At 68.4% G+C, this 19881-nt stretch carries 16 protein-coding genes and 3 pseudogenes; 11 read left to right on the top strand and 8 right to left on the bottom strand.

Annotated features, from left to right (window positions below; all coding sequences use genetic code 11):
* Window positions 1-76: 76 nt before the first annotated feature.
* A complete protein-coding gene (locus AB0M63_RS25180; RefSeq protein WP_355911648.1) occupies window positions 77-700 on the bottom strand; it encodes a Crp/Fnr family transcriptional regulator in 624 nt (207 codons plus the stop codon).
* Window positions 701-801: 101 nt separating this feature from the next.
* Between AB0M63_RS25180 and AB0M63_RS25185 the strand changes: the two genes are divergently transcribed.
* Complete coding sequence (locus AB0M63_RS25185; RefSeq protein ID WP_366020971.1) at window positions 802-1086, top strand: YciI family protein; 285 nt, start codon at window positions 802-804, stop codon at window positions 1084-1086.
* Here AB0M63_RS25185 and AB0M63_RS25190 read toward each other — a convergent pair.
* Together AB0M63_RS25190 and AB0M63_RS25195 are read right to left on the bottom strand one after the other, a co-directional pair.
* A pseudogene (locus tag AB0M63_RS25190) lies at window positions 1077-1444 on the bottom strand (IS701 family transposase); the annotation flags it as partial. The gene AB0M63_RS25185 and the pseudogene AB0M63_RS25190 sit on opposite strands and share 10 nt — an antisense overlap.
* Window positions 1445-1509: 65 nt before the next feature.
* Complete coding sequence (locus AB0M63_RS25195) at window positions 1510-1755, bottom strand: hypothetical protein (RefSeq protein WP_366021023.1); 246 nt, start codon at window positions 1753-1755, stop codon at window positions 1510-1512.
* A gap of 524 nt (window positions 1756-2279) precedes the next feature.
* Here AB0M63_RS25195 and AB0M63_RS25200 point away from each other — a divergent pair.
* The 3 genes and pseudogenes from AB0M63_RS25200 (at window position 2280) to AB0M63_RS25210 (ending at window position 4786) form a co-directional block, all read left to right on the top strand.
* On the top strand, window positions 2280-3038 hold the full coding sequence (locus tag AB0M63_RS25200; RefSeq protein ID WP_366020972.1) for a hypothetical protein: 759 nt from the start codon (window positions 2280-2282) through the stop codon (window positions 3036-3038).
* A 731-nt stretch (window positions 3039-3769) separates the two neighbouring features.
* Entirely contained in the window at window positions 3770-4246 is a 477-nt protein-coding gene (locus tag AB0M63_RS25205; protein ID WP_366020973.1) for a winged helix-turn-helix domain-containing protein, read from the top strand.
* Window positions 4243-4786 (top strand): annotated as a pseudogene (locus tag AB0M63_RS25210) (transposase). The gene AB0M63_RS25205 and the pseudogene AB0M63_RS25210 overlap by 4 nt, the downstream one beginning before the upstream one ends.
* A gap of 68 nt (window positions 4787-4854) precedes the next feature.
* On the opposite strand, the gene AB0M63_RS25215 reads toward AB0M63_RS25210, so the two are convergent.
* The gene (locus AB0M63_RS25215) at window positions 4855-5535 is read right to left on the bottom strand and encodes an HAD-IA family hydrolase (protein WP_355911660.1); all 681 of its coding nucleotides are present in this window, start codon (window positions 5533-5535) and stop codon (window positions 4855-4857) included.
* Between the two features lie 321 nt (window positions 5536-5856).
* Between AB0M63_RS25215 and AB0M63_RS25220 the strand changes: the two are divergent.
* Both AB0M63_RS25220 and AB0M63_RS25225 read left to right on the top strand, forming a co-directional pair.
* Window positions 5857-6205, top strand: a pseudogene (locus tag AB0M63_RS25220) (transposase family protein); the annotation flags it as partial.
* 474 nt (window positions 6206-6679) lie between these two features.
* The gene (locus AB0M63_RS25225) at window positions 6680-8131 is read left to right on the top strand and encodes a cytosine permease (RefSeq protein ID WP_355911663.1); all 1452 of its coding nucleotides are present in this window, start codon (window positions 6680-6682) and stop codon (window positions 8129-8131) included.
* Between the two features lie 324 nt (window positions 8132-8455).
* Here the strand turns inward: AB0M63_RS25225 and AB0M63_RS25230 are convergent, their stop codons facing one another.
* On the bottom strand, window positions 8456-10333 hold the full coding sequence (locus AB0M63_RS25230) for an ABC transporter ATP-binding protein (RefSeq protein WP_355911838.1): 1878 nt from the start codon (window positions 10331-10333) through the stop codon (window positions 8456-8458).
* Window positions 10334-10506: 173 nt separating this feature from the next.
* On the opposite strand from AB0M63_RS25230, the gene AB0M63_RS25235 reads away from it, so the two are divergent.
* A complete protein-coding gene (locus tag AB0M63_RS25235; RefSeq protein ID WP_355911666.1) occupies window positions 10507-11439 on the top strand; it encodes a lysylphosphatidylglycerol synthase transmembrane domain-containing protein in 933 nt (310 codons plus the stop codon).
* A 213-nt stretch (window positions 11440-11652) separates the two neighbouring features.
* Entirely contained in the window at window positions 11653-12750 is a 1098-nt protein-coding gene (locus AB0M63_RS25240) for a mechanosensitive ion channel family protein (RefSeq protein WP_355911669.1), read from the top strand.
* A gap of 33 nt (window positions 12751-12783) precedes the next feature.
* Here AB0M63_RS25240 and AB0M63_RS25245 read toward each other — a convergent pair whose 3' ends face one another.
* Complete coding sequence (locus AB0M63_RS25245) at window positions 12784-14328, bottom strand: M1 family metallopeptidase (RefSeq protein WP_366020974.1); 1545 nt, start codon at window positions 14326-14328, stop codon at window positions 12784-12786.
* A 211-nt stretch (window positions 14329-14539) separates the two neighbouring features.
* Between AB0M63_RS25245 and AB0M63_RS25250 the strand changes: the two genes are divergently transcribed.
* Window positions 14540-16759, top strand: coding sequence for an NADP-dependent isocitrate dehydrogenase (locus AB0M63_RS25250; protein ID WP_366020975.1), 2220 nt, complete (start codon window positions 14540-14542; stop codon window positions 16757-16759).
* A gap of 86 nt (window positions 16760-16845) precedes the next feature.
* Here AB0M63_RS25250 and AB0M63_RS25255 read toward each other — a convergent pair whose 3' ends face one another.
* Window positions 16846-17187 (bottom strand): DUF5713 family protein, encoded by a 342-nt coding sequence (locus AB0M63_RS25255; RefSeq protein ID WP_366020976.1) that lies wholly within the window; start codon window positions 17185-17187, stop codon window positions 16846-16848.
* Between the two features lie 83 nt (window positions 17188-17270).
* Here AB0M63_RS25255 and AB0M63_RS25260 point away from each other — a divergent pair, with 83 nt between their 5' ends.
* Both AB0M63_RS25260 and AB0M63_RS25265 read left to right on the top strand, forming a co-directional pair.
* Window positions 17271-18071 carry an N-formylglutamate amidohydrolase gene (locus AB0M63_RS25260; protein WP_366020977.1) on the top strand — a complete coding sequence of 267 codons (801 nt, stop codon included), beginning with the start codon at window positions 17271-17273 and terminating at the stop codon, window positions 18069-18071.
* A gap of 58 nt (window positions 18072-18129) precedes the next feature.
* Window positions 18130-19353: a cytochrome P450 gene (locus tag AB0M63_RS25265; RefSeq protein WP_355911683.1), complete on the top strand. Its 1224-nt coding sequence runs from the start codon at window positions 18130-18132 to the stop codon at window positions 19351-19353.
* A gap of 3 nt (window positions 19354-19356) precedes the next feature.
* On the opposite strand, the gene AB0M63_RS25270 is transcribed toward AB0M63_RS25265, so the two are convergent.
* Window positions 19357-19881 carry a hypothetical protein gene (locus tag AB0M63_RS25270; protein WP_355911685.1) on the bottom strand — a complete coding sequence of 175 codons (525 nt, stop codon included), beginning with the start codon at window positions 19879-19881 and terminating at the stop codon, window positions 19357-19359.

The raw sequence follows: 19881 nt of genomic DNA on the forward strand, positions 1-19881 counted from the left end.
ACACAAGACGAACGGCCGAATCATCGCAACGGTCGCGCCCGACCGGGGCACGACAGCAAGATCCTGTTACGAGCTCTTAGCCGTGGGTTCGCAATTCGAGGAGCTCCGGGGCGAGGATGGCGATCGTTTGGCGATTGACCTCGATCAAGCCTTCCCGGCGGAGCCGGGATAGTGCACGGTTGACCGTCACCCTGGTGACACCCAGGAGGTCGGCCAAGACCTGCTGCGTGCCTGGCAGGGCGATGCTTCCCTTTGCATCTGATGCGGCCTCGTTGAGCAGCCAGGCCGCCAGTCTGGCCTCTGCGGGCAGTGTCGCAGTGATGGTGATCTTTTCCTGGTGACTTCTGGCTTGGCCGGCAAGAACGCGCAGTACATGCCTACGCACAGAAGGCACATCGTCGACTACGGTCAGGAAGCGGTCACGCGGCAGGGCCCGTACCGAACACGGTGTGAGCGCGGTGAGTGTGGCGGTGTGTCCGTGACCATCGATCACGGCGACCTTGTCGAGCGCGCAAGGGCCGACCCACTCGCCGAAGCGGACGACCCGACCCGAACGCGTGGTCGCGGTGGCAGCCACCCGACCACGCAGCAGCAGCACAAGATGCGACGCCGGATCACCTGCATTACGCAGCGCGTGTCCGGCTGGGTGGCCGCGTGCAAGCGAATCGTCCCAGAGGGTGCGTAACTGCTTGTCCGACAACCCGGCCAACAGTGGAACCCCGCTCAGTGAGCGCCACCCCGCTGCAGCTGCAGTATCAGCTGATACAGACTCTGGCATCCTCAGAACCTACCCTCGAGCGCATGCTGATCGTCGAACTTGCATTCACCGCCACATCAGAGCGGCTCGCGGCGCGTCCCGCGCATCGTGTATTCCTCCAGCGCCTTCATGACGAGGGCCGTCTCGTCGCCGCAGGTCCGTGGGCAGACGACACCGGTGCGCTACTTGCCTTCGATACGGAACGTGGGGAGCTGGAGCGCCTACTTGAAACCGATCCGTACTACCGCACACCCGGAGTCGAGGTGCTCAGCGTCCGCGAGTGGGCGCCGGTGGTCGGTCAGGGACGGCTGATTCACGATCACGCCTGAGCGGCGGCTAGTCGCCGGTAGTGGCTGTGCCTCGCGCGGGCTTGGTGGCGGCGTCGCCAGTCGGACCAGCCGAGCCGGTGGGCTGCGCCGTGGGCCGGCCGGACGACGAGCGTGATGAACAGGCGCTGGATCTCGTTGCAGGACAGCGGGACCAGGTCGGCCGTTTGCGGACGGCGGGTGTGTTCGTCGGCGCGGACGACGGCGAGGAAGGCGTCGGCGAGCATGGCGAGGGTGACCCAGCGGGTCCAGGAGGGGTAGCGGCGGACCTGGTGCTCATCGAGACCGGCCGGCCCTTCTCGGTCTGGAAAGTCTCTTCCACCCGCCATCTGGATCCGGCGACCCGTACCAGCTCGGTCAGTGGCACCGGCCGGGTTGCGAAGCAGCGGTAGTAGGCGAGCTCGCCGGTGGCGCGGTTGCGGCGGATCAGCATCTGGTGGTGGCCCTGGCCGGCGTCGGCCAGGTGCCCGCCGCCGTCATCGCGCAGACCACCACGGCCAGCAGCAAGGACAGCCGGTAACGCACGCCGCTGACCTCACGCGGATCGGTGATCCGCTCCAACTCGACGACCAGTGTGCCTACTTGAGCCAGGTCGGCAGGCTGGTGAAGCGAACCCGAAGAGGGCGCGGGACAGGCCGGAGCAGCGACAGGTGTTGATGGAGGAACGACCACGGCACCTTCGTGGATCTTGATGCGTAGAGAACTCCGTGATCCACCGGTGCCGTGTTCACCAGCTTCCCTGGCCCGCCGCCAGCACCAACCACCCCACATCCGGACGCGTCAGGCACACGCCGCGGCCCTGCTGGAGCACTTGGCCGAGCATAGCTGTCGAGTACATGCATTCCTCCTCCATTCCCACCTTTTGGGCACCTTATTTTGGTCAATTCGAATTCCCAAGCCTCGCATGATCACCCTCCCCGGTATGATCCACAAGAATTCAACAAACATCGAGGTGAAAGCAAATGAGAAGCACCATCCCAAATTGGTGTGGCTTAGTAGTGGCCGTAGTGGCCGCGTTCTCATTCCTCGGCGCGCCCGCGAATGCAGCGGAGAGCAAGGCCTCATGGACAATAACCGCCGGCTCTCTCGACAGCTCACCCGGCACCCTTGTCACGAAGGGGGCAACCTCAGTAAATCGGAGCGCGTCCGCGACGACAGTGGGGGCTTGCACAGAGTCGGCCAGTACGTCGGTCGGTGTGGCCTACACGGCTGAAACCCCGGGCTACCTCACTGCCGTCAACTGGGTGGGCGGCGCCACCGTCGAGTGCACTCCTGCAATGCTGGAGATCGAGTACTCACAGTGGGTGACCGACCCGGAGGGAGTTTCCCACTGGATCGCTACCGGCGACTGCGTAGAATGTTCATCCCTAGCGGCGGTCGATGCCGGATATTCCTGCGTTCAGGACGTGAGCGATTGCTCAGGTGTCTGGTTGCTGACGAAAGAGTCCACGTACCTCGCCCCACCCGGCACTACTTGGACGTCCGCGACTTCCGGATGCACGATCAGCGGCCAAACTGCCGTCTGCGAGAAAACGGTGACCGCAGGTACGGCATACCTGTTCAACGGTAGCCAACCAACTCGCTGTACAGACACGGTGACAAGTGGTTGCGTAAAACTGCCGTCCGACATGCAAGCCATGCCACATCTGACCCAGAAGTCAATCGATGACATTTACGACATTCATTACACCGGCGACGGCACCACGGCGGCGGCCGACAAGAGCACATTCCTCACGGGTACCACCGAGTCCAAACTTCAGAAAATCCTCCAGTACGGACTCGACGACAATACTAGTTCGTGGGTTCTCAATGACGACGGGTACTACCAGAAGCAGTTCACCTACACAGATTACGTGGGGTCCACTTCTCAACTGAACGGTTCCTACCTCACTCAAAACGTTCTCGTTTCCGTGAGTAAGATCAGCGGCGACGTGATCACCATGTTTCCGCAATAACACAGTACGGGCGTTGGATCACGCCGTACAGGGCGATGTGGCCCGCGGCAGCAGGGTCGAACCATTGGGCGGGTAGGCGAAAGTAAGCAGAGTGCCCACCCGCCGGCATCGAGCTCAGCCGTCACGTCCGGCGGTGGCTGAGCTCGACGGACGGAAACGGACGGCAGAAATAGACCCGTCCGAGCCGGACGGGCAGAATAGCGCAGGGGAATCAACTGCCCCTAGGGCCCACTGGTCAATTTGAAAGGTCGCTACCAAGGGGGATACATGGGACTCGGAATCTACATTCAAGATCGACGAGGCAGGCAGCTGGGATACATCCCAGATATTGGGGATGAATTTCGGAGAGTCGCAACCTCCGGACCTCCGGACAGTATCCGGCGAGGCGTGATGATCCATGGAAACACTACCTTCAACAGGCTCCAGCTCATGCGACTTGTAGACGAGCTGGAGAGCCTTGAGGGACCCCACGGGCCCGTGACGCAGCAAGTGATCGAAGCGGCACGAATGGCCGCAGATCAATCGAATTACCTACACATCGTGGGAGATTGAGAATTTTTTGATCTATCAAGGCCGGTCAAGGAGAACCCGGAAGCCCTTACTGAGCTTCAAAACGTGGTGTCGGTATGGGCTGACGGTCCATGATCCCTGCGGTATGCCGACTGAATGAGGTATGCGCAGGGGGGGGCGGGCTGACCGGCGAACGGCGAGCCTTCCGGGAGAAGCTGAGGATGGAGGCGGCTGGGCGGTTCGCCGTGGGCGAGGAGAACGCGGTCATCGCGCACGACCTGCGGGTCAGCGTCCGGTCGGTGCAGCGCTGGCGCAGGACCTGGGCCCAGGACGGGCCGAGAGCCCTGGCCTCGAAGGGACCTGCGTCATTGCCGTTGCTCAGTGACGAGCTGTTCGCTGTGCTGGAGCAGGAGCTGGCCAAGGGGCCGGTGGCGCACGGCTGGCCGGATCAGACCTGGACCCTGTCACGGATCAAAACTCTCATCGGCCGTCGGTTCCACGAGAGCTACACCGTGCAGGGTGTTGCCGCGCTCCTCAAGCGGCATGGCTGGAGCTGCCAGGTGCCCGCCCGCCGGGCGGTGGAGCGCGACGATGCGGCGGTGGCCAGCTGGGGGAAGGAGACCTGGCCGAGCGTGGAAGGACCGTGGCGGTGCTCGGGGCCTGGCTCGTCTCCGAGGACGAGGCTGGATTCTCGATGACGCCGCCGACAGCCCGCACCTGGTCCCGCCGCGGCCGCACTCCCGTCGTGCGCGTGCGGGGCCGCTCACGCCGCCGCCCTGGCCTGCTACAAACCCGGCGAACACTCCCGCCTGATCTACCGGCGCTGCCCGGACGTGCGGCCTGACGGACGCAAGAGCTTCTCCTGGAAGGACTACCGCGACCTGATCCAGACCGCCCACCAGCAGCTCGGCGGCCCGATCGTGCTGGTCTGGGACAACCTGAACACCCACCTGACGGCCGGGATGCGCCGCTACATCGCCGAACGGGACTGGCTCACCGTCTACCAACTCCCGCCCTACGCACCAGATCTCAACCCGGTCGAAGGCATCTGGTGGGTGCTGCGGCGCACTGCCACGGCCAATCGCGCCTTCGCTGACCCGCACGACCTGATCACCGCCGTCCGGCGGGGCCTACGCCAGCTCCAGTACCGCCACGACGTCCTCGACGGCTGCCTCACCGGAACCGGACTCGTGCTCGCCCCACCATGCCGACAACCCGCAGTCAAAGTCAGTAGCTGAGCGGCGGTGTGCCGGCAGCACCGGCCGCCGCCCGTCGGCACACCGCCTGACGACCGTGCTGGACCGCATCAGAAGAGGTCCAGCAACTCCACCAGGGACACGACGGAAGGCACTTCCGAAGGAGCCGAGTCCCGACAGACCGCGCGCCCCTCATATCCGAGTGTGATCGCGGCGGCGACCAGACTCGGATCGTCGTCGACGAACAGGCATTGCGCGGGAGCGAGATTCAGCGCGCTGCTGGCGTGGTGGTACATACGAGGGTCAGGCTTCCTGCAGCCGAGTTCGAAGGAGATCGCGTACGCCTCGAAGAACTCCCCGATCCCCAGCGCCGCGTGCCCGTCGGCCAGTCCTGGCCAGGCATCCGAGACCACCGCCATCCGCACGCCCCGCTGGCTCAGCTCCCGCAGGGTTTCCATGACGTCCGGATAGATCTCCAAGATCGTGGTCACGGGGACTTCACGGCCCAGGTCGGCGAGGAGCTGAGGTGTCGGGTCCAAGCCGAGGTGGCGGAGCATCACCCGGTGGTAGTCGTCGTAGTCGGGCGTCGAGGACGAGGCGGCGAAGAACCGGTCGCCGGCGGCGATGGCCGCCGCAAACTGTTCCGGCGTGATCGCGGGGTGGTGGGCGAGGACGGTCTCCTCGAAGTCCACCCGGGGGTTCCACCGTCCGCCGACCGGCCGGATCAGCACGCCGCCTGAGTCGAAGAGAACAGCGCGGAGATCCTCAGGAGAGGATGGTTGTGTCGTCACCCACCCAGTCTGGGGAGCGGACGCCCCGCTGGTCGACCTCTATGCCGTCGGACACGAGCAACCACGCCCGGCTCGGCCCGAACGACCTCACGAATTCAGGTTCAGTAGTTGGACGGAAGCACCTTACGGCTCGCCGGGGAACAAGCCGTGGCCTCCGGCTGTGGGACTCGATGTTCTGGTATGGGGAGTGCGGAGACGCCGATCCCCCCAGGGCTCGCGTTTGCCTGGATCGCCCCGGCCTGGACTGGTTGATCATGCTGGCGTGCCCCGGAAACAGGTGAACACGGCACCGGTGGATCATGGAGTTCTCTACGCTTCAAGATCCACGAGGATGCCGCGTCCGTTCCTTCATCATCCACTGCCACCGCTCCGGCCTCTCCGGCACCCCGCTTGGAAGCCCTCGGATCGGGTGACACACGGGACCGGGTCCGCAGCCTGATAGCCCAGTTCGAGTCGGTCACCGATCCTCGCGGGGCGTGCGGGGTGCCGGTCTCGAGTCTCGTCGCTGCTGGCCGTTGCGGTCTGTGCGATGACCCCGGCGGGCCATGACTCCATCACCGCGGCAGCGGAGTGGTGCAGGCGCGCCGCCAGCCGGCCGGCGGATGGAACGGACCGTCGCCGAGGACGGTCCGAACGTGGGCAGCGAGCTGCTGGGCGGAGCTATGTGCGGTCACAGGCAGGTGATGATGTCACGCGTCGGGCAATCCAGGGATGCGAACCTGGATCTGGGTGATCGAGCGCAAGCTCTCCGGGAATTCTCAGGTCGCAGTCCTTGAAGAACGACCCCATACCGCGGGCGAGCTGGTGAGCCGGCGAGCCATGTATCGGTCCTTCCGGGTCACAGCCGGGCATCCGGCCAGATCCGACCGTGGTGGCCCCTGGGTCAGCGAGTCGAGACCCTACCGGGCTCCATGCTGACCATTTACTGACCTGGACGCGCCCATGATGTCTCTGACCTGCACAGATGACCAAGCGTTAAATCTTGGACTTGAACATGGTGCGCAGCATCGGAGTCTCCCGGAATTCGGCTCCCTGCCCGCGGCCGCGGGTCAAGGGCGTTCTTCACAGTATCCGGCGCGGTTGCGGCGGTCCCTGCGGGGGATAAATGTGGCCACAGAGGCTGGATCAGCACCTGGGAGGCGCCGTGACCACCGCTTCAGAGCCCCGGGTGTCCGGGCTGGAGATACGTTCCATCGACTATGTCCCCCTCGACGAGCGGCACGGCAAGCTGTGGCACCTGGGCCCACTGTGGTTCATGTCGAACGCGCAGATCGCCACGCTGGCCGTCGGCCTGATCAGCATCACCGAGGGCGGCAACCTCATCTGGTCGCTCATCGCGATCGTCACGGGCACTCTGCTCGGAACGTTCTTCATGGCCTTCCACTCGGCCCAGGGACCGCAACTGGGGCTGCCGCAGATGATCCAGTCGCGGCCCCAGTTCGGTTATGTCGGCGCCCTGTTGGTGTGGCTGTTCGCCTATGTGCAGTACGCGGGGTTCAACGTCTTCAACACGATCCTGGCCGGCGAGGCCCTGCACACCACGGTGCACGGCGGCACCAAGATGTGGGTGGCCGTGGTCACCGCGGTCGGCTTCGTGATCGCGCTGGTGGGCTACGACGTCATTCACAAGGCGGAGCAGTTCCTCACGTACACCTTCCTGGTCGTCTTCGGGATCTTCACCGTGGGTGTGCTGGCGACCCTGCACTACCCGGCCGGCTCCTTCGACCTCGGCGGGTTCTCCTGGACGCCGTTCCTCGCGCAGTTCGGCGTGGTCGCCGGCTACCAGATCAGCTGGGCGATCTACGTCTCGGACTACTCGCGCTACCTCCCGCCGGACGTGACCGTCCGCAAGACCTTCTACTGGACCTACTTCGGCTCGGCGCTCGGCGGGGTCTGGCTGATGACGCTGGGCGCGCTGCTCGCCGCCTGGGCGGGCAAGGATTTCGACACGATCCGCTCGATCAACGCGGCGGGCGACAAGGTGTTCAGCGGCTTCGGCGCGATCGTGCTCCTCTTCGCCACTCTGGGCCTGGTCTCGGTGACCGCGCTGAACATGTACGGCGGTTCGCTGACCCTGATCAGCGCGATCGACTCGTTCAAGAGGGTCCGACCGACCGTGGGCGTACGGGTGTTGACGATCGGGCTGACGGCGGTGCTGTCCCTGGTCGGCGCGCTGGCCGCGACCGCCGACTTCCTCACCAACTTCAACAACTTCCTGCTGCTGGTGCTCTATCTGTTCATCCCGTGGACCGCGGTCAACCTGATGGACTACTACGTGGTGCGCCGCGGCCACTACGCGATCGCCGAGATCTTCAACCCGCGCGGGATCTACGGCCGTTGGGGCTGGCACGGCATCATCTCCTACCTGGTGGGCTTCGGCGTGATGGTGCCGTTCTTCTCCGTCGGCACTCTCTACGTCGGGCCCATCGCCCACGCCATGGACGGCGCCGACCTCTCCCTGTTCGTCGGGCTGCCGGTCGCCGGGCTCCTGTACTGGTGGCTGAGCCGCTCGATCGACGTGGAGGCCGAGATCCGGGTGGCCGAGGCGGAGGCGGTGGAGTTGGAGAAGGCGGCGCACGAGCACCGCGAGCCCTGAGGCCGGGGGCCCTTGGCCCTGTCCGGCGGACCGTGCCGGAGACGCGGGACTTGGGCTCGCCGACGCGCGGCGTTGCTGTCGGTCGCCGAGGCTCCGCGTCGCCTCCCTGCTCCGCCTTGTACCTAGACGCGCCAAGGCCAGCTCGCCTGCGCCGATTCGCGTCTGCCGCTGTCCGCCGACCCGATCCGCCGGACAGGCCCAAGGTCGTGTCCGCAAAGTCCCGCCGGGCGCGCCGAGAGCACGCACCGACTGCGACATCAGCCGCTTCCGCGGCGGGCGCGCGGCCCGCCCTGCGGGCGGACGACGGGACTTTGCGGACACGACCTAGCCGACCACGTCCGGCACCGCCTGCTTCTCGAACTGCGTGCGGTACAGCTCGGCGTACCGACCGCCGGCGGCGAGGAGTTCGTCGTGCGTGCCGCGTTCCACGATCCGGCCCGCCTCGACGACCAGGATCTGGTCGGCGGTGCGCACGGTGGACAGCCGGTGGGCGATCACCACGGCCGTCCGGTTCTGCAAGGCCTCGGTGAGGGCCTCCTGGACGGCGGCCTCCGAGGTGTTGTCCAGGTGGGCGGTGGCCTCGTCGAGGATGACGACGCGCTGGCGGGCCAGCAACAGGCGGGCGATGGTGAGGCGTTGGCGCTCGCCGCCGGAGAGCCGGTAGCCGCGTTCGCCGACGACGGTGTCCAGGCCGTCGGGTAGGGACCGTACGAGATCGTCGAGGCGGGAGCGGCGCAGCGCGTCCCACAACTCTTCCTCGGTCGCGGCGGGCCTGGCGAGCAGCAGGTTGGCGCGGACCGAGTCGTGGAAGAGGTGGCCGTCCTGGGTGACCATGCCGAGGGTGGCCCGCAGGGAGGTGGCGGTGAGGTCGCGGACGTCGACGCCACCGACGCGTACGGCGCCTTCGTCGACGTCGTAGAGCCGGGGCAGGAGTTGGGCGATGGTCGACTTGCCGGCGCCCGAGGAGCCGACCAGGGCTACGGTCTCGCCGGGTTCGGCGCGGAAGGAGATGCCGTGCAGGACCTCGGTGCCGCCGCGGGTGTCGAGGGAGGCGACCTCTTCGAGTGAGGCGAGGGAGACCTTGTCGGCGGAGGGGTAGGCGAAGCGGACCTCGTCGAACTCGACCGCGACCGGACCTTCGGGTACCTCGCGGGCGTCGGGTTTCTCCTCGATGAGGGGCTTCAGGTCGAGGACCTCGAAGACGCGCTCGAAGCTGACGAGGGCGCTCATCACCTCCACGCGGGCCCCGGCGAGAGCGGTGAGCGGGGCGTAGAGGCGGGTCAGGAGCAGCGCGAGCGAGACGACGGCGCCGGGTTCCAGGCTGCCGTGCAGGGCGAACCAGCCGCCGAGGCCGTAGACGAGGGCGAGGGCCAGGGCGGAGACGAGGGTCAGGGAGGTGATGAACACCGACTGCGCGGTGGCCGTGCGGACGCCGATGTCCCGTACTCGGCCCGCCCGTTCGGCGAACTGCACGGACTCGTCGTCGGGGCGGCCGAAGAGTTTGACGAGGGTGGCGCCGGGGGCGGAGAAGCGTTCGGTCATACGGGTGCTCATCGCCGCGTTGAGGGTGGCCGCCTCGCGCTGCATGCGGGCCATCCGGCTCCCCATACGGCGGGCCGGGATCACGAACACCGGCAGCAGGACGAGGGCGAGCAGGGTGATCTGCCAGGACAGGGTGAGCATGACGGCCAGGGTGAGCAGCAGGGTGACGAAGTTGCTGACCACTCCGGACAGCGTGTTGCTGAAGGCCCGCTGTGCGCCGATGACGTCGTTGTTGAGCCGGGAGACGAGCGCTCCCGTGCGGGTGCGGGTGAAGAAGGCGACCGGCATCCGCTGCACATGATCGAACACGGCCGTCCGCAGATCGAGGATGAGCCCCTCGCCGAGCGCCGAGGAGAGTCGGCGGCCGAGAATGCCGAGCGCCGCCTCCGCGACCGCGATCAGGGCGATGAGCAGGGCGAGACGTACGACGGTGCGGTCGTCGCCGCCCGAGACGATCGCGTCGACGACGTGCCCGGCGAGCACGGGGGTGGCGACGGCGAGCAGCGCGGTCACCACCCCGAGCAGGACGAACCGGGCGATCGGGCGGCGGTGCGGTCGCGCGAACGCGGCGATGCGACGCAGGGTGGCGCGGGCCAGCGGCCGGCGTTCCTGTTCGGCGGTCATGACGCTGTGCAGTTGCATCCAGGCCGTGCTCTCCATGCTCATGAGGAGAAGGTAGGACCTCAAGCGGCGTTGAGGTCAATGTCCGCGGAACATCCCTGAGCAAGAGCGCACGTAGGACCGCCTGCAAGACCGCATGTAAGGCCGCTGGTAAGGAACTGTCCCCACGTCGGCAACCCGCAGTTGTCGTGGCATGGAGAACCTCCAGGGATGTGAGACACATCCGCGTGCGGCAGATCCTGTGCCTGCTTCCGTTGCTCCTGGTCACCGTCGTCGCCGTCCAGCACCGGTCCGTGCTCGTCGAGGGCTTCGGCCATCTGCGGTCGGCGGAGTGGCCCTGGCTGGTGGCGGCGGCCGGTGCCACCTGTCTGACCTGGGTCGCGGCCGCGTTCACCCGGCAGGGTGCCGTGGTCGAACGACTGCCCGCGCGGCGGCTGTTGGCGACGCAGTTCGCCGCGGGCGCGGCCAACCACCTGCTGCCCACGGGGCTCGGCGCGGGGGCGGTGAACCTGCGGTTCCTGACGGTGTGCGGGATACCGCTGGCCCGTTCGTCGGCCGCGCTGGCGCTGTTCCTGCTCGCGGAGTCGATAGCCCGGCTGACACTGCTCACCGGGCTGCTGATCGCCTTCCCGGACGCCCTGCGCCTGGGAACTCTCCTTCCTGCGGGGGCTGTTGGCCCGCTGCTCCTGATCCTCGGAGCCCTGCTGTGCGCGGCGGTCCTGGTTCTCGTCCTGGTACGGCGGCTGCGGACGGCCGCCTTTTCGTTCCTGCGTACGGCGTTGCGCGAGGCCCGCTCCGTGCACACGCGGCCGGTCCGGGCGCTCGCGCTGTGGGGCGGTTCGCTGGCGTTCCCCGCGCTGCAGGCGGCCGGACTGGTGGCGGTGGGTGAGGCGTTGAACCTGCCGGTGCCGCCCGCGCAGATGGCGCTCGCCTATCTGGCGGCGACGGTCGCGGTCGCGCTGGTGCCCACGCCAGGCGGGATCGGCTCGGTGGAGGCCGCGCTGATCGTGGCGCTGGTCGCGGCGGGCGGCCCGGTGGCGGTGGCGACAGCGGTGGTGCTGGCCTACCGGATCATCACCGTCTGGATCCCCATCATTCCGGGGGCGTTGACCCTCGGCGCACTGGTTCGGCTGAGAGTCATCTGAGCCGTAGATCCACTCGAACATCTCTGTGATGTCGCGTCAGCCCTGGCCGGGGCATCGGCCAGGGTGAGTTCGGTGTCGACCGTCCGGACACGGGACCCGGCTGTGCGAACTCCGGCGTGCGCAGGGCCCGGACCAGGTACGGACCACCGGCTCGGATACGGCAGGATGAGCGGTCGCACGTCAAGCAATGCCCGCAATTCAAGCAGGTGACCGATGAACCGCACGCCGACCCTGGACGACTTCATGCTCGCCGGAATCGCCCTGGCCTCCGGCCTGTTGGCGGCATTCCTGCTGCGCGTCCTGCTGCGCTGGCTCGGCAAGCACGCCGACCGCACCCGCTGGAGCGGCGACGACGTGGTCGTGGACGCGCTACGGACCGTGGTGCCGTGGTCGGCGATCGCCGGCGGCGCGGCGATCGCGGGGGCGGTGCTGCCGCTGACGCGCACGGTCCAGCACCAGGTGGACCAGACCCTCCAGGTGCTGGTCATCCTCGCGGTGACGGTGACGGCGGCCCGGGTGATCGCCGGTCTGGTCCGGGCGGTCACCAACTCCCGTTCCGGCGTTGCCGGTTCGGCCACGATCTTCGTCAACATCACCCGGATACTGGTCCTGGCCATCGGCTTCCTGGTGATGCTGCAGACCCTGGGCATCTCGATAGCGCCGCTGCTCACCGCCCTGGGTGTCGGCGGTCTCGCCGTCGCGCTCGCGCTCCAGGACACCCTCGCCAACCTCTTCGCGGGCATCCACATCCTCGCGTCGAAGACCGTGCAGCCCGGCGACTACATCCGGCTGAGCAGCGGCGAGGAGGGCTATGTCGAGGACATCAACTGGCGTCAGACGACGGTCCGGGCGCTCTCCAACAACCTCGTCGTCATACCGAACGGCCAGCTCGCCAAGACGAACATGACCAACTTCATGCGTCCCGAGCAGCAGTTGACGATCCTGGTGCAGGTCGGCGTCGGCTACGACAGCGACCTGGAGCAGGTCGAGCGGGTGACCATGGAGGTCATCGCCGAGGTCATGACCGACATCACCGGCGCGGTCCCGGAGCACGAACCGGCGATCCGCTTCCACACCTTCGGCGACTCGCGGATCGGCTTCACGGTGATCCTGGGGGTCGGCGAGTTCAGCGACCAGTTCCGCATCAAGCACGAGTTCATCAAGCGCCTGCACAAGCGGTACCGCGAGGAGGGCATCCGCATCCCGGCGCCCGCCCGCACGGTCGCGCTGCAACAGGGCGCGGTGGTGATACCTCAACAGCGGGACGGGGCCGACGAGCCGGGCGAAGTACGCTCCACCCGGCTCGACTGACCGGCCAAAGAGCTCACTGACAGGGCAAAGGCCTTACAGCGTCGCCGAGTTGTCGCGGTGGTGTCCGCCGGTCCGGCTGTGCGGGACGGCGAGGGACGGGTTCACCGGCGTCACCGTCCAGTCCGGATGACCGGGCATGCGTGGCGTCGCCGTACCGTAGAGCCAGTCCCGCAGGAAGCCGGACAGGTCCTGGCGGGCGGCCTTCGACGCGACGGCGATGTAGTCCTCCGTCGTCGCCGAGGAGTCGCGGTACCGGGCGAGGAAGGCGCGTTCGGCGGCGTGGAAGGTGTCCTCGCCGATGAGTTGGCGCAGCGCGTACAGGACGAGGACGCCGCCCAGGTAGCGCTGGTCGTCGAAGAGGTCGGCCGCGTTCGGGGCGGCGACCGGTCCGGAGTCGTGGCGCCACTGGTCGCCGCGGGCGTAGGTGTCCTTCATCCGGGCTTCCATCGTGGTCATGCCGAGGGAGTCGGGCCAGCCGCGCTCGTAGCGGTAGAGCAGCCCGTAGAAGTCGGCGTGGCCCTCGTTCAGCCACAGGTCTGCCCAGGTGGCGGGGCTGACGCTGTTGCCGAACCAGGAGTGGACCAGCTCGTGCATCATGTGCGAGCCGATCCTGCTCTCCTCCTGGAGCAGGAAGTTCGGCTTGTAGAGCGTGAGGGTCTGGGTCTCAAGTCCCGTGAAGTCGAAGGCGTCCGGGTCGTCGGAGTTGCAGGGCAGCAGTCCGTACGTCTCGAAGGGGAAAGCCCCGAGCCGCCGCTCCAGCCAGTCGATCTGTCCCGGGGTGAGCGCGAGCGCCGGTTCCAGGGCGGCGGCGCGCGCGGTGGGCACGATGTCCCGCAGTGGCAGTCCGTGCGGGCCGCGGCGCTCCTTGACGACGTAGTCGCCGACCGTGATCTGCGCCAGCTCGGTCGCCATCGGCGAGCGCGACTCGTACGTGTAGGCCGTCCGGCCGCCCGAGAGGTTCTCGGTGCACACCAGCTTGCCGTTCGCGACCCCGCGCAGTTCGTCCGGGACGGTGATGCGGAACGTGAAGTCGGCCTTGTCGCTGGGGTGGTCGTTGCAGGGAAAGACGGTGTGCGCCAGGTTGGGCTGGCCGCACACCGCGAAACCGTCCGGGGTGACGACCCAGCCGCCGGTGGGGGCGGCGGCTCGGCTCGGGTCGGCGGAGTACTCCACGCGGACGGTGACCCGGGCCCGCGCCGGGAGCGTCCCGGCGGGAGTGATCCGCAGCTTCTCGCCGGCCTGCTCGAATCCGGCGCTGCGGCCCTGGACGCGGACGGCCCGGATGTCGAGGCCGAGGGCGTCGAGGGAGAACCGGGTCAGGGCTTCGGTCGGACGCAGTTCTGCCGTGACCGTGCCGTCGACGAGCCCGGTCGTCGGGTCGTAGGCGAGGTCGAGGTGGTAGGAGAGGACGCGGTAGCCGTCGTTGCCGAGGCCCGGGTACACCGGGTCGCCGAGGGTCTCCGCGCCCTCGCCGCCGCTCCCCCGTCCGGCCGCGAGGGCCGGGGAACCCACGGTCAGCGCCGTGGCCGTACCGATCAGGGCGGCCACGGGGGCCGTCACTCTGGCGCGATATCTCATGATCCTCTTTCGCTCGGGCGGCCGGGTGGTCGGCTCCGGCCGTCGGTCGGTGAAGGTGATCCGCCTCTTACTGACCGCCGGCCCGGACGATCGGTTGCCCTTGATCGACGCACGGGTGTTCGCGCGGTGGGGACGGACCGCTGTCGAGTGGGGCCGGATCACGAGATATCTTGATGTCGAGCAATGTTGCAGACGTGGAGCGGAGCACCCGGTGACTGACTCGACCATCATCTATACGCACACTGACGAGGCCCCGGCCCTGGCGACGTATTCCTTCCTGCCGGTGGTCCAGGCGTACGCCTCGCAGGCGGGTGTCGCCGTGACCACGCGGGACATCTCGCTGGCCGGGCGCATCATCGCCGTGTTCCCGGAGTACCTCACCGAGGACCAGCGGATCCCGGACGCCCTGCACGAACTGGGCGAACTGGCGAAGACGCCCGAGGCCAACATCATCAAGCTGCCGAACATCTCGGCGTCCATCCCGCAGCTCAAGGCCGCCGTCGCCGAGCTGCAGGCGCAGGGCTACGCGCTGCCGAACTACCCGGACGACCCGAAGACCGACGAGGAGCGGGACATCCAGTCCCGCTACGACAAGGTCAAGGGCTCCGCGGTGAACCCGGTGCTGCGCGAGGGCAACTCCGACCGGCGCGCCCCCGCCTCGGTCAAGAACTACGCGAAGACCCACCCGCACCGCATGGGCGCCTGGACCCCCGAGTCCAAGACGAACGTGGCGACGATGGGCGAGAACGACTTCCGCTCCACCGAGAAGTCCGTGACGATCACCGAGGCCGGTGCGCTGCGCATCGAGCTGGTCGCCGAGGACGGCACCACCACCGTGCTGCGCGAGTCCGTACCCGTCCTCAAGGACGAGGTCGTCGACGCCTCCGTGCTGCACGTGGCCGAGCTGCGGGAGTTCCTCACCGCGCAGATCGCCCGCGCCAAGGCCGAGGACGTCCTGTTCTCCGTGCACCTCAAGGCCACGATGATGAAGGTCTCCGACCCGATCATCTTCGGCCACGTGGTCCGCGCCTTCTTCCCGAAGACCTTCGAGCAGTACGGCGCCACGCTCGCCGCGGCCGGTCTCTCCCCGAACGACGGTCTCGGCGGCATCCTCAAGGGCCTCGCCGCGCTGCCCGAGGGCGACGCGATCAAGGCCTCCTTCGACGCGGAGATCGCCGAGGGCCCCGCGCTCGCGATGGTCGACTCCGACAAGGGCATCACCAACCTGCATGTGCCGTCCGACGTGATCGTGGACGCCTCGATGCCGGCCATGATCCGCACCTCCGGCCACATGTGGGGCCCGGACGGCGCCGAGGCCGACACCCTCGCGGTGCTCCCGGACTCCTCCTACTCCGGCGTCTACCAGGCCGTCCTCGACGACTGCCGCGCCAACGGCGCCTACGACCCCTCCACCATGGGCTCGGTGCCGAACGTCGGCCTGATGGCGCAGAAGGCCGAGGAGTACGGCTCCCACGACAAGACCTTCGAGGTCGCGGCGGCCGGTACGGTCCGCCTCGTCGACCAGGCGGGCAATACCGTCCTGGAGCAGCCGGTCGCCAAGGGCGACATCTTCCGCGCCTGCCAGACCAAGGACGCCCCCATCAAGGACTGGGTGAAGCTGGCCGTCACGCGGGCCCGCGCCACCGGCAACCCGGCGGTGTTCTGGCTCGACGAGACCCGCGCGCACGACGCCCAGCTCATCAAGAAGGTCGAGGCGTACCTGCCGGAGCACGACACCGAGGGCCTGGACATCCGTGTCCTCGCCCCGGTCGAGGCGACCAAGCTGTCGGTGGAGCGCATCCGCCGCGGCGAGGACACCATCTCGGTGACCGGCAACGTGCTGCGTGACTACCTGACCGACCTGTTCCCCATCCTGGAGCTGGGCACCAGCGCCAAGATGCTGTCGGTCGTCCCGCTGATGGCGGGCGGCGGCCTCTTCGAGACGGGCGCCGGCGGCTCCGCGCCGAAGCACGTCCAGCAGCTCGTCAAGGAGAACTACCTGCGCTGGGACTCGCTCGGTGAGTTCTTCGCGCTGGTCCCCTCCCTGGAGCAGTACGCGACGTTCACCGGCAACACCCGCGCCAAGGTTCTCGCCGACACCCTCGACCGCGCCACGGCGACCTTCCTCAACGAGGACAAGTCCCCGACCCGTCGCGTCGGCGGCATCGACAACCGCGGCAGCCACTTCTACCTGTCCCTGTACTGGGCGCAGGAGCTGGCCGCGCAGACCGACGACGCGGACCTCGCGAAGGCCTTCGCCCCGCTCGCCGAGACCCTCGCGGGCGCCGAGCAGAAGATCGTCGAGGAACTCCTCGCGGTCCAGGGCAGCCCGGCCGAGATCGGCGGCTACTACCAGCCCGACCCGGCCAAGGCCGCCAAGGTCATGCGCCCGTCGACGACGTGGAACGAGGCGCTGGCGTCCCTGAGCTGACGCGGACTCCGCGAGTCACTCCGCCCCGGCCGGGATCTCTCCGGCCGGGGCGGCCGCGTTCCCGGCCGCGCGCGACAGGCGGCAGGTCACCAGTCCCGTACGGCGATCAGCTCCTCGACGTCCGCGTCCGCGAACCCGTACGCGTTGGCCACGAACCAGAAGTCCTCGGCTATCTCCTCGCGCGCCACGGTCTCGATCTCGCTGCCCGCCGCCTCGAAGTCGTCCTGGAGGGCGTTGAACTCCTCGGTGGCGACCTCCGTGAGCGCGTACACCGCGGCCAAGTCGGTGGGCCGCTCCGTCTCGATGCGCTCGCACAGCCGCAGCAGGATCGCCTTGCCGAGATCCACGACGTGGTCGGGGTAGTAGTCGGACCGGTACAGCCCGCGCAGGAACGCGTGCTCGGTGATCTTCTCGTTGCTGACGGGCATGCTGCTGCTCCCCCGGGCCGTGATCGTCGTAGCCGATACCTTGATCCTGCACCACGCCACTGACAACGCCCCCGGGAGCCGCCTTGTCCCCCACCGCGCCGTCCTTCGAGCTGCTGCCCGGCGCCGCCGACTCCCCCGTGATCCTCCATGTGCCGCACTCCGCACGGGAGATACCGGCCGACGTCCGCGCGGACATCCTGCTGGACAATCCGGCGCTGGAGCGCGAGTTGGACCACATCACCGACAGCCACACGGCCCGGATCGCCGCCGAGGCGGTACGCGCGTGTGCCCTCGCGCCGTGGCGGTACGTGAACCGGCTGTCGCGGCTGGTCGTCGACCCGGAGCGGTTCCCGGACGAGCGGGAGGAGATGCTCGCCGTGGGCATGGGCGCGGTCTACACCCGCACCACGCACCGCGACGAGCTACGGGCCACAGGCCACGACCCCGAGCCGCTGGTCGACCGCTACTTCCGCCCGTACGCCCGGGCGATGACGGAGGCGGTCGCCGACCGGCTGGCCGCGACCGGCCGGGCCGTCGTCATCGACCTGCACTCCTACCCGACCGCCCCGCTTCCCTACGAACTGCACGGCACCGGCCCCCGCCCTCCCGTCTGTCTGGGCACCGACGCCTTCCACACCTCTCCCTCGCTGCTGGCGGCGGCGCGCGAGGCGTTCGCGGGATGCGGGGAGGTCGGTGTCGACAGCCCCTTCATCGGTACGTACGTCCCGCTGGAGTTCTACGGGAAGGAGCCGGCCGTCGGCGCGCTGATGGTGGAGTTGCGCCGGGACACGTACATGGCGGAGCCCGGCGGCCCGGCGACCGGCCCCGATGTCGCCCGGATCGCCGAGGCGCTGGCGGCGCTCGTGGCCGCCGTGACGGACTGACCTCCGCCTGGAGCACTCCCGCAGGACAGGCGGCCGGGGGCGTACGAGGGTGGACAGCATGACCGAGGAGACCACCACGCTGACCGGCCAGGCCCCGCCCCCCGTCCGGGACTGGCCCCCGCTCGACCTGACCGGGACGGAGTTCGACCCGGTGCTCGCGGAGCTGATGCGCGAGGGCCCGCTGAACCGGATCCGGCTGCCGCACGGCGAGGGCTGGGCGTGGCTGGCCACCCGCTACGACGACGTGAAGATGATCACCAACGATCCGCGGTTCGGCCGCGCCGAGGTGACCACCCGTCAAGTCACGCGCATGGCCCCGCACTTCAAGCCGCGCCCGGGTTCCCTGGCCTTCGCCGACCAGCCCGACCACAACCGGCTGCGCAAGCCGGTCGCCGGCGCGTTCACGGTCGGCGCGATGAAGCGGCTACGGCCACGAGCGCAGTCGCTGCTCGACGCGCTGGTCGACGGGGTGCTGGCCGACGGGCCCCCGGCGGACCTGATCGAGCGAGTCCTCGAACCGTTCCCGCTCGCGGTGGTCAGCGAGGTCATGGGCGTGCCCGAGGAGGACCGGGAACGGGTGCACTCCTGGACGCGGCAGATCATCTCCACGTCCGGCGGCGCCGAGGCCGCCGACCGTGCCAAGAACGGCATGTACGCGTGGATCACCGACACCATCCGCGCCCGCGCCGAGAGCGACGGCACCGACGTGTACTCGCTGCTGGGCACCGCCGTGGCCCGCGGCGACATCAGCGAGGAGGAGGCAGCCGGCCTCGCGGGCCCCCTCCAGATCGGCGGTGAGGCGGTCACCCACAACTGCGGCCAGATGCTGTACCTGATGCTCACCCGGCCCGAACTGCTGGAACGGCTGCGCGCCCAACCCGAGTCACGGGAAGCCGCGTTGGACGAACTCCTGCGGTACATCCCGCACCGCTCCTCGGTGGGGCTGGCCCGGATCGCCCTGGAGGACGTCGAGTTGCACGGGCAGCGCATCAGCGCGGGCGATCCGGTCTACGTCTCCTATCTCGCCGCCAACCGCGACCCGGCCGTCTTCCCCGACCCGGACCGCATCGACGTCGACCGCGAACCCAACCCTCACCAGGCCTTCGGCAACGGCGCGCACTACTGCACCGGTGCCGTGCTGGCCCGCCTCCAGACCGAACTCCTCGTCGACACCCTGCTGGACCGGCTGCCCGGACTCCAACTCGCCGTCCCCGCCGAGGAGATCGTCTGGCGCCGCAAGACCATGATCCGGGGACCGCAGACCCTGCCGGTCACCTGGTAGGCCTCACGCCCGCAGCCACTCCGTGACGACCACCTCTCCACCGGCCCGCAGCCGTAGCGCGAACGGGCCGGTCGGGGGCACGTCGCTGGTGAAGCGGCCCAGGCCGTCGGCCGTGAGGGCGGTGGGCCGCAGGGCCTGCGGGCCGGTCAGGACCTCGATGCCGGCCGGCTGGGGCGGCATCAACTGACCGATCAGGCCCTCGCTCGTCACCTCCACGTCGACGGTCAGGTCGCCCGCCGTGAAGGTCAGCATGCGGGGCACGTCCGTGATCCCTCTGACCGGGATCGCGTCGACCAGGGAGTCGAAGGTCAGCTCCGCGAGCCGGGCGTCGAGGTCGTACAAGGCGTAGGCGTCCAGGGCGAGTTGGCGCAGTTCGACGGGGACCGGGTCCAGGATGGCGGCCGCCTGCCGCAGCTCCTCCTCCAGGAGTCCGTCGTCGAATCCGTCGCCGGGCTCCTCGTCCGGCTCCTCGTCGTCGAAGGGCTCCTGGCCGAACGCGTCGAACGCGTCGGGACCGTCGTCGTACAT

The sequence above is a fragment of the Streptomyces sp. NPDC051576 genome, assembly GCF_040681835.1.
Taxonomy (GTDB): Bacteria; Actinomycetota; Actinomycetes; order Streptomycetales; family Streptomycetaceae; genus Streptomyces.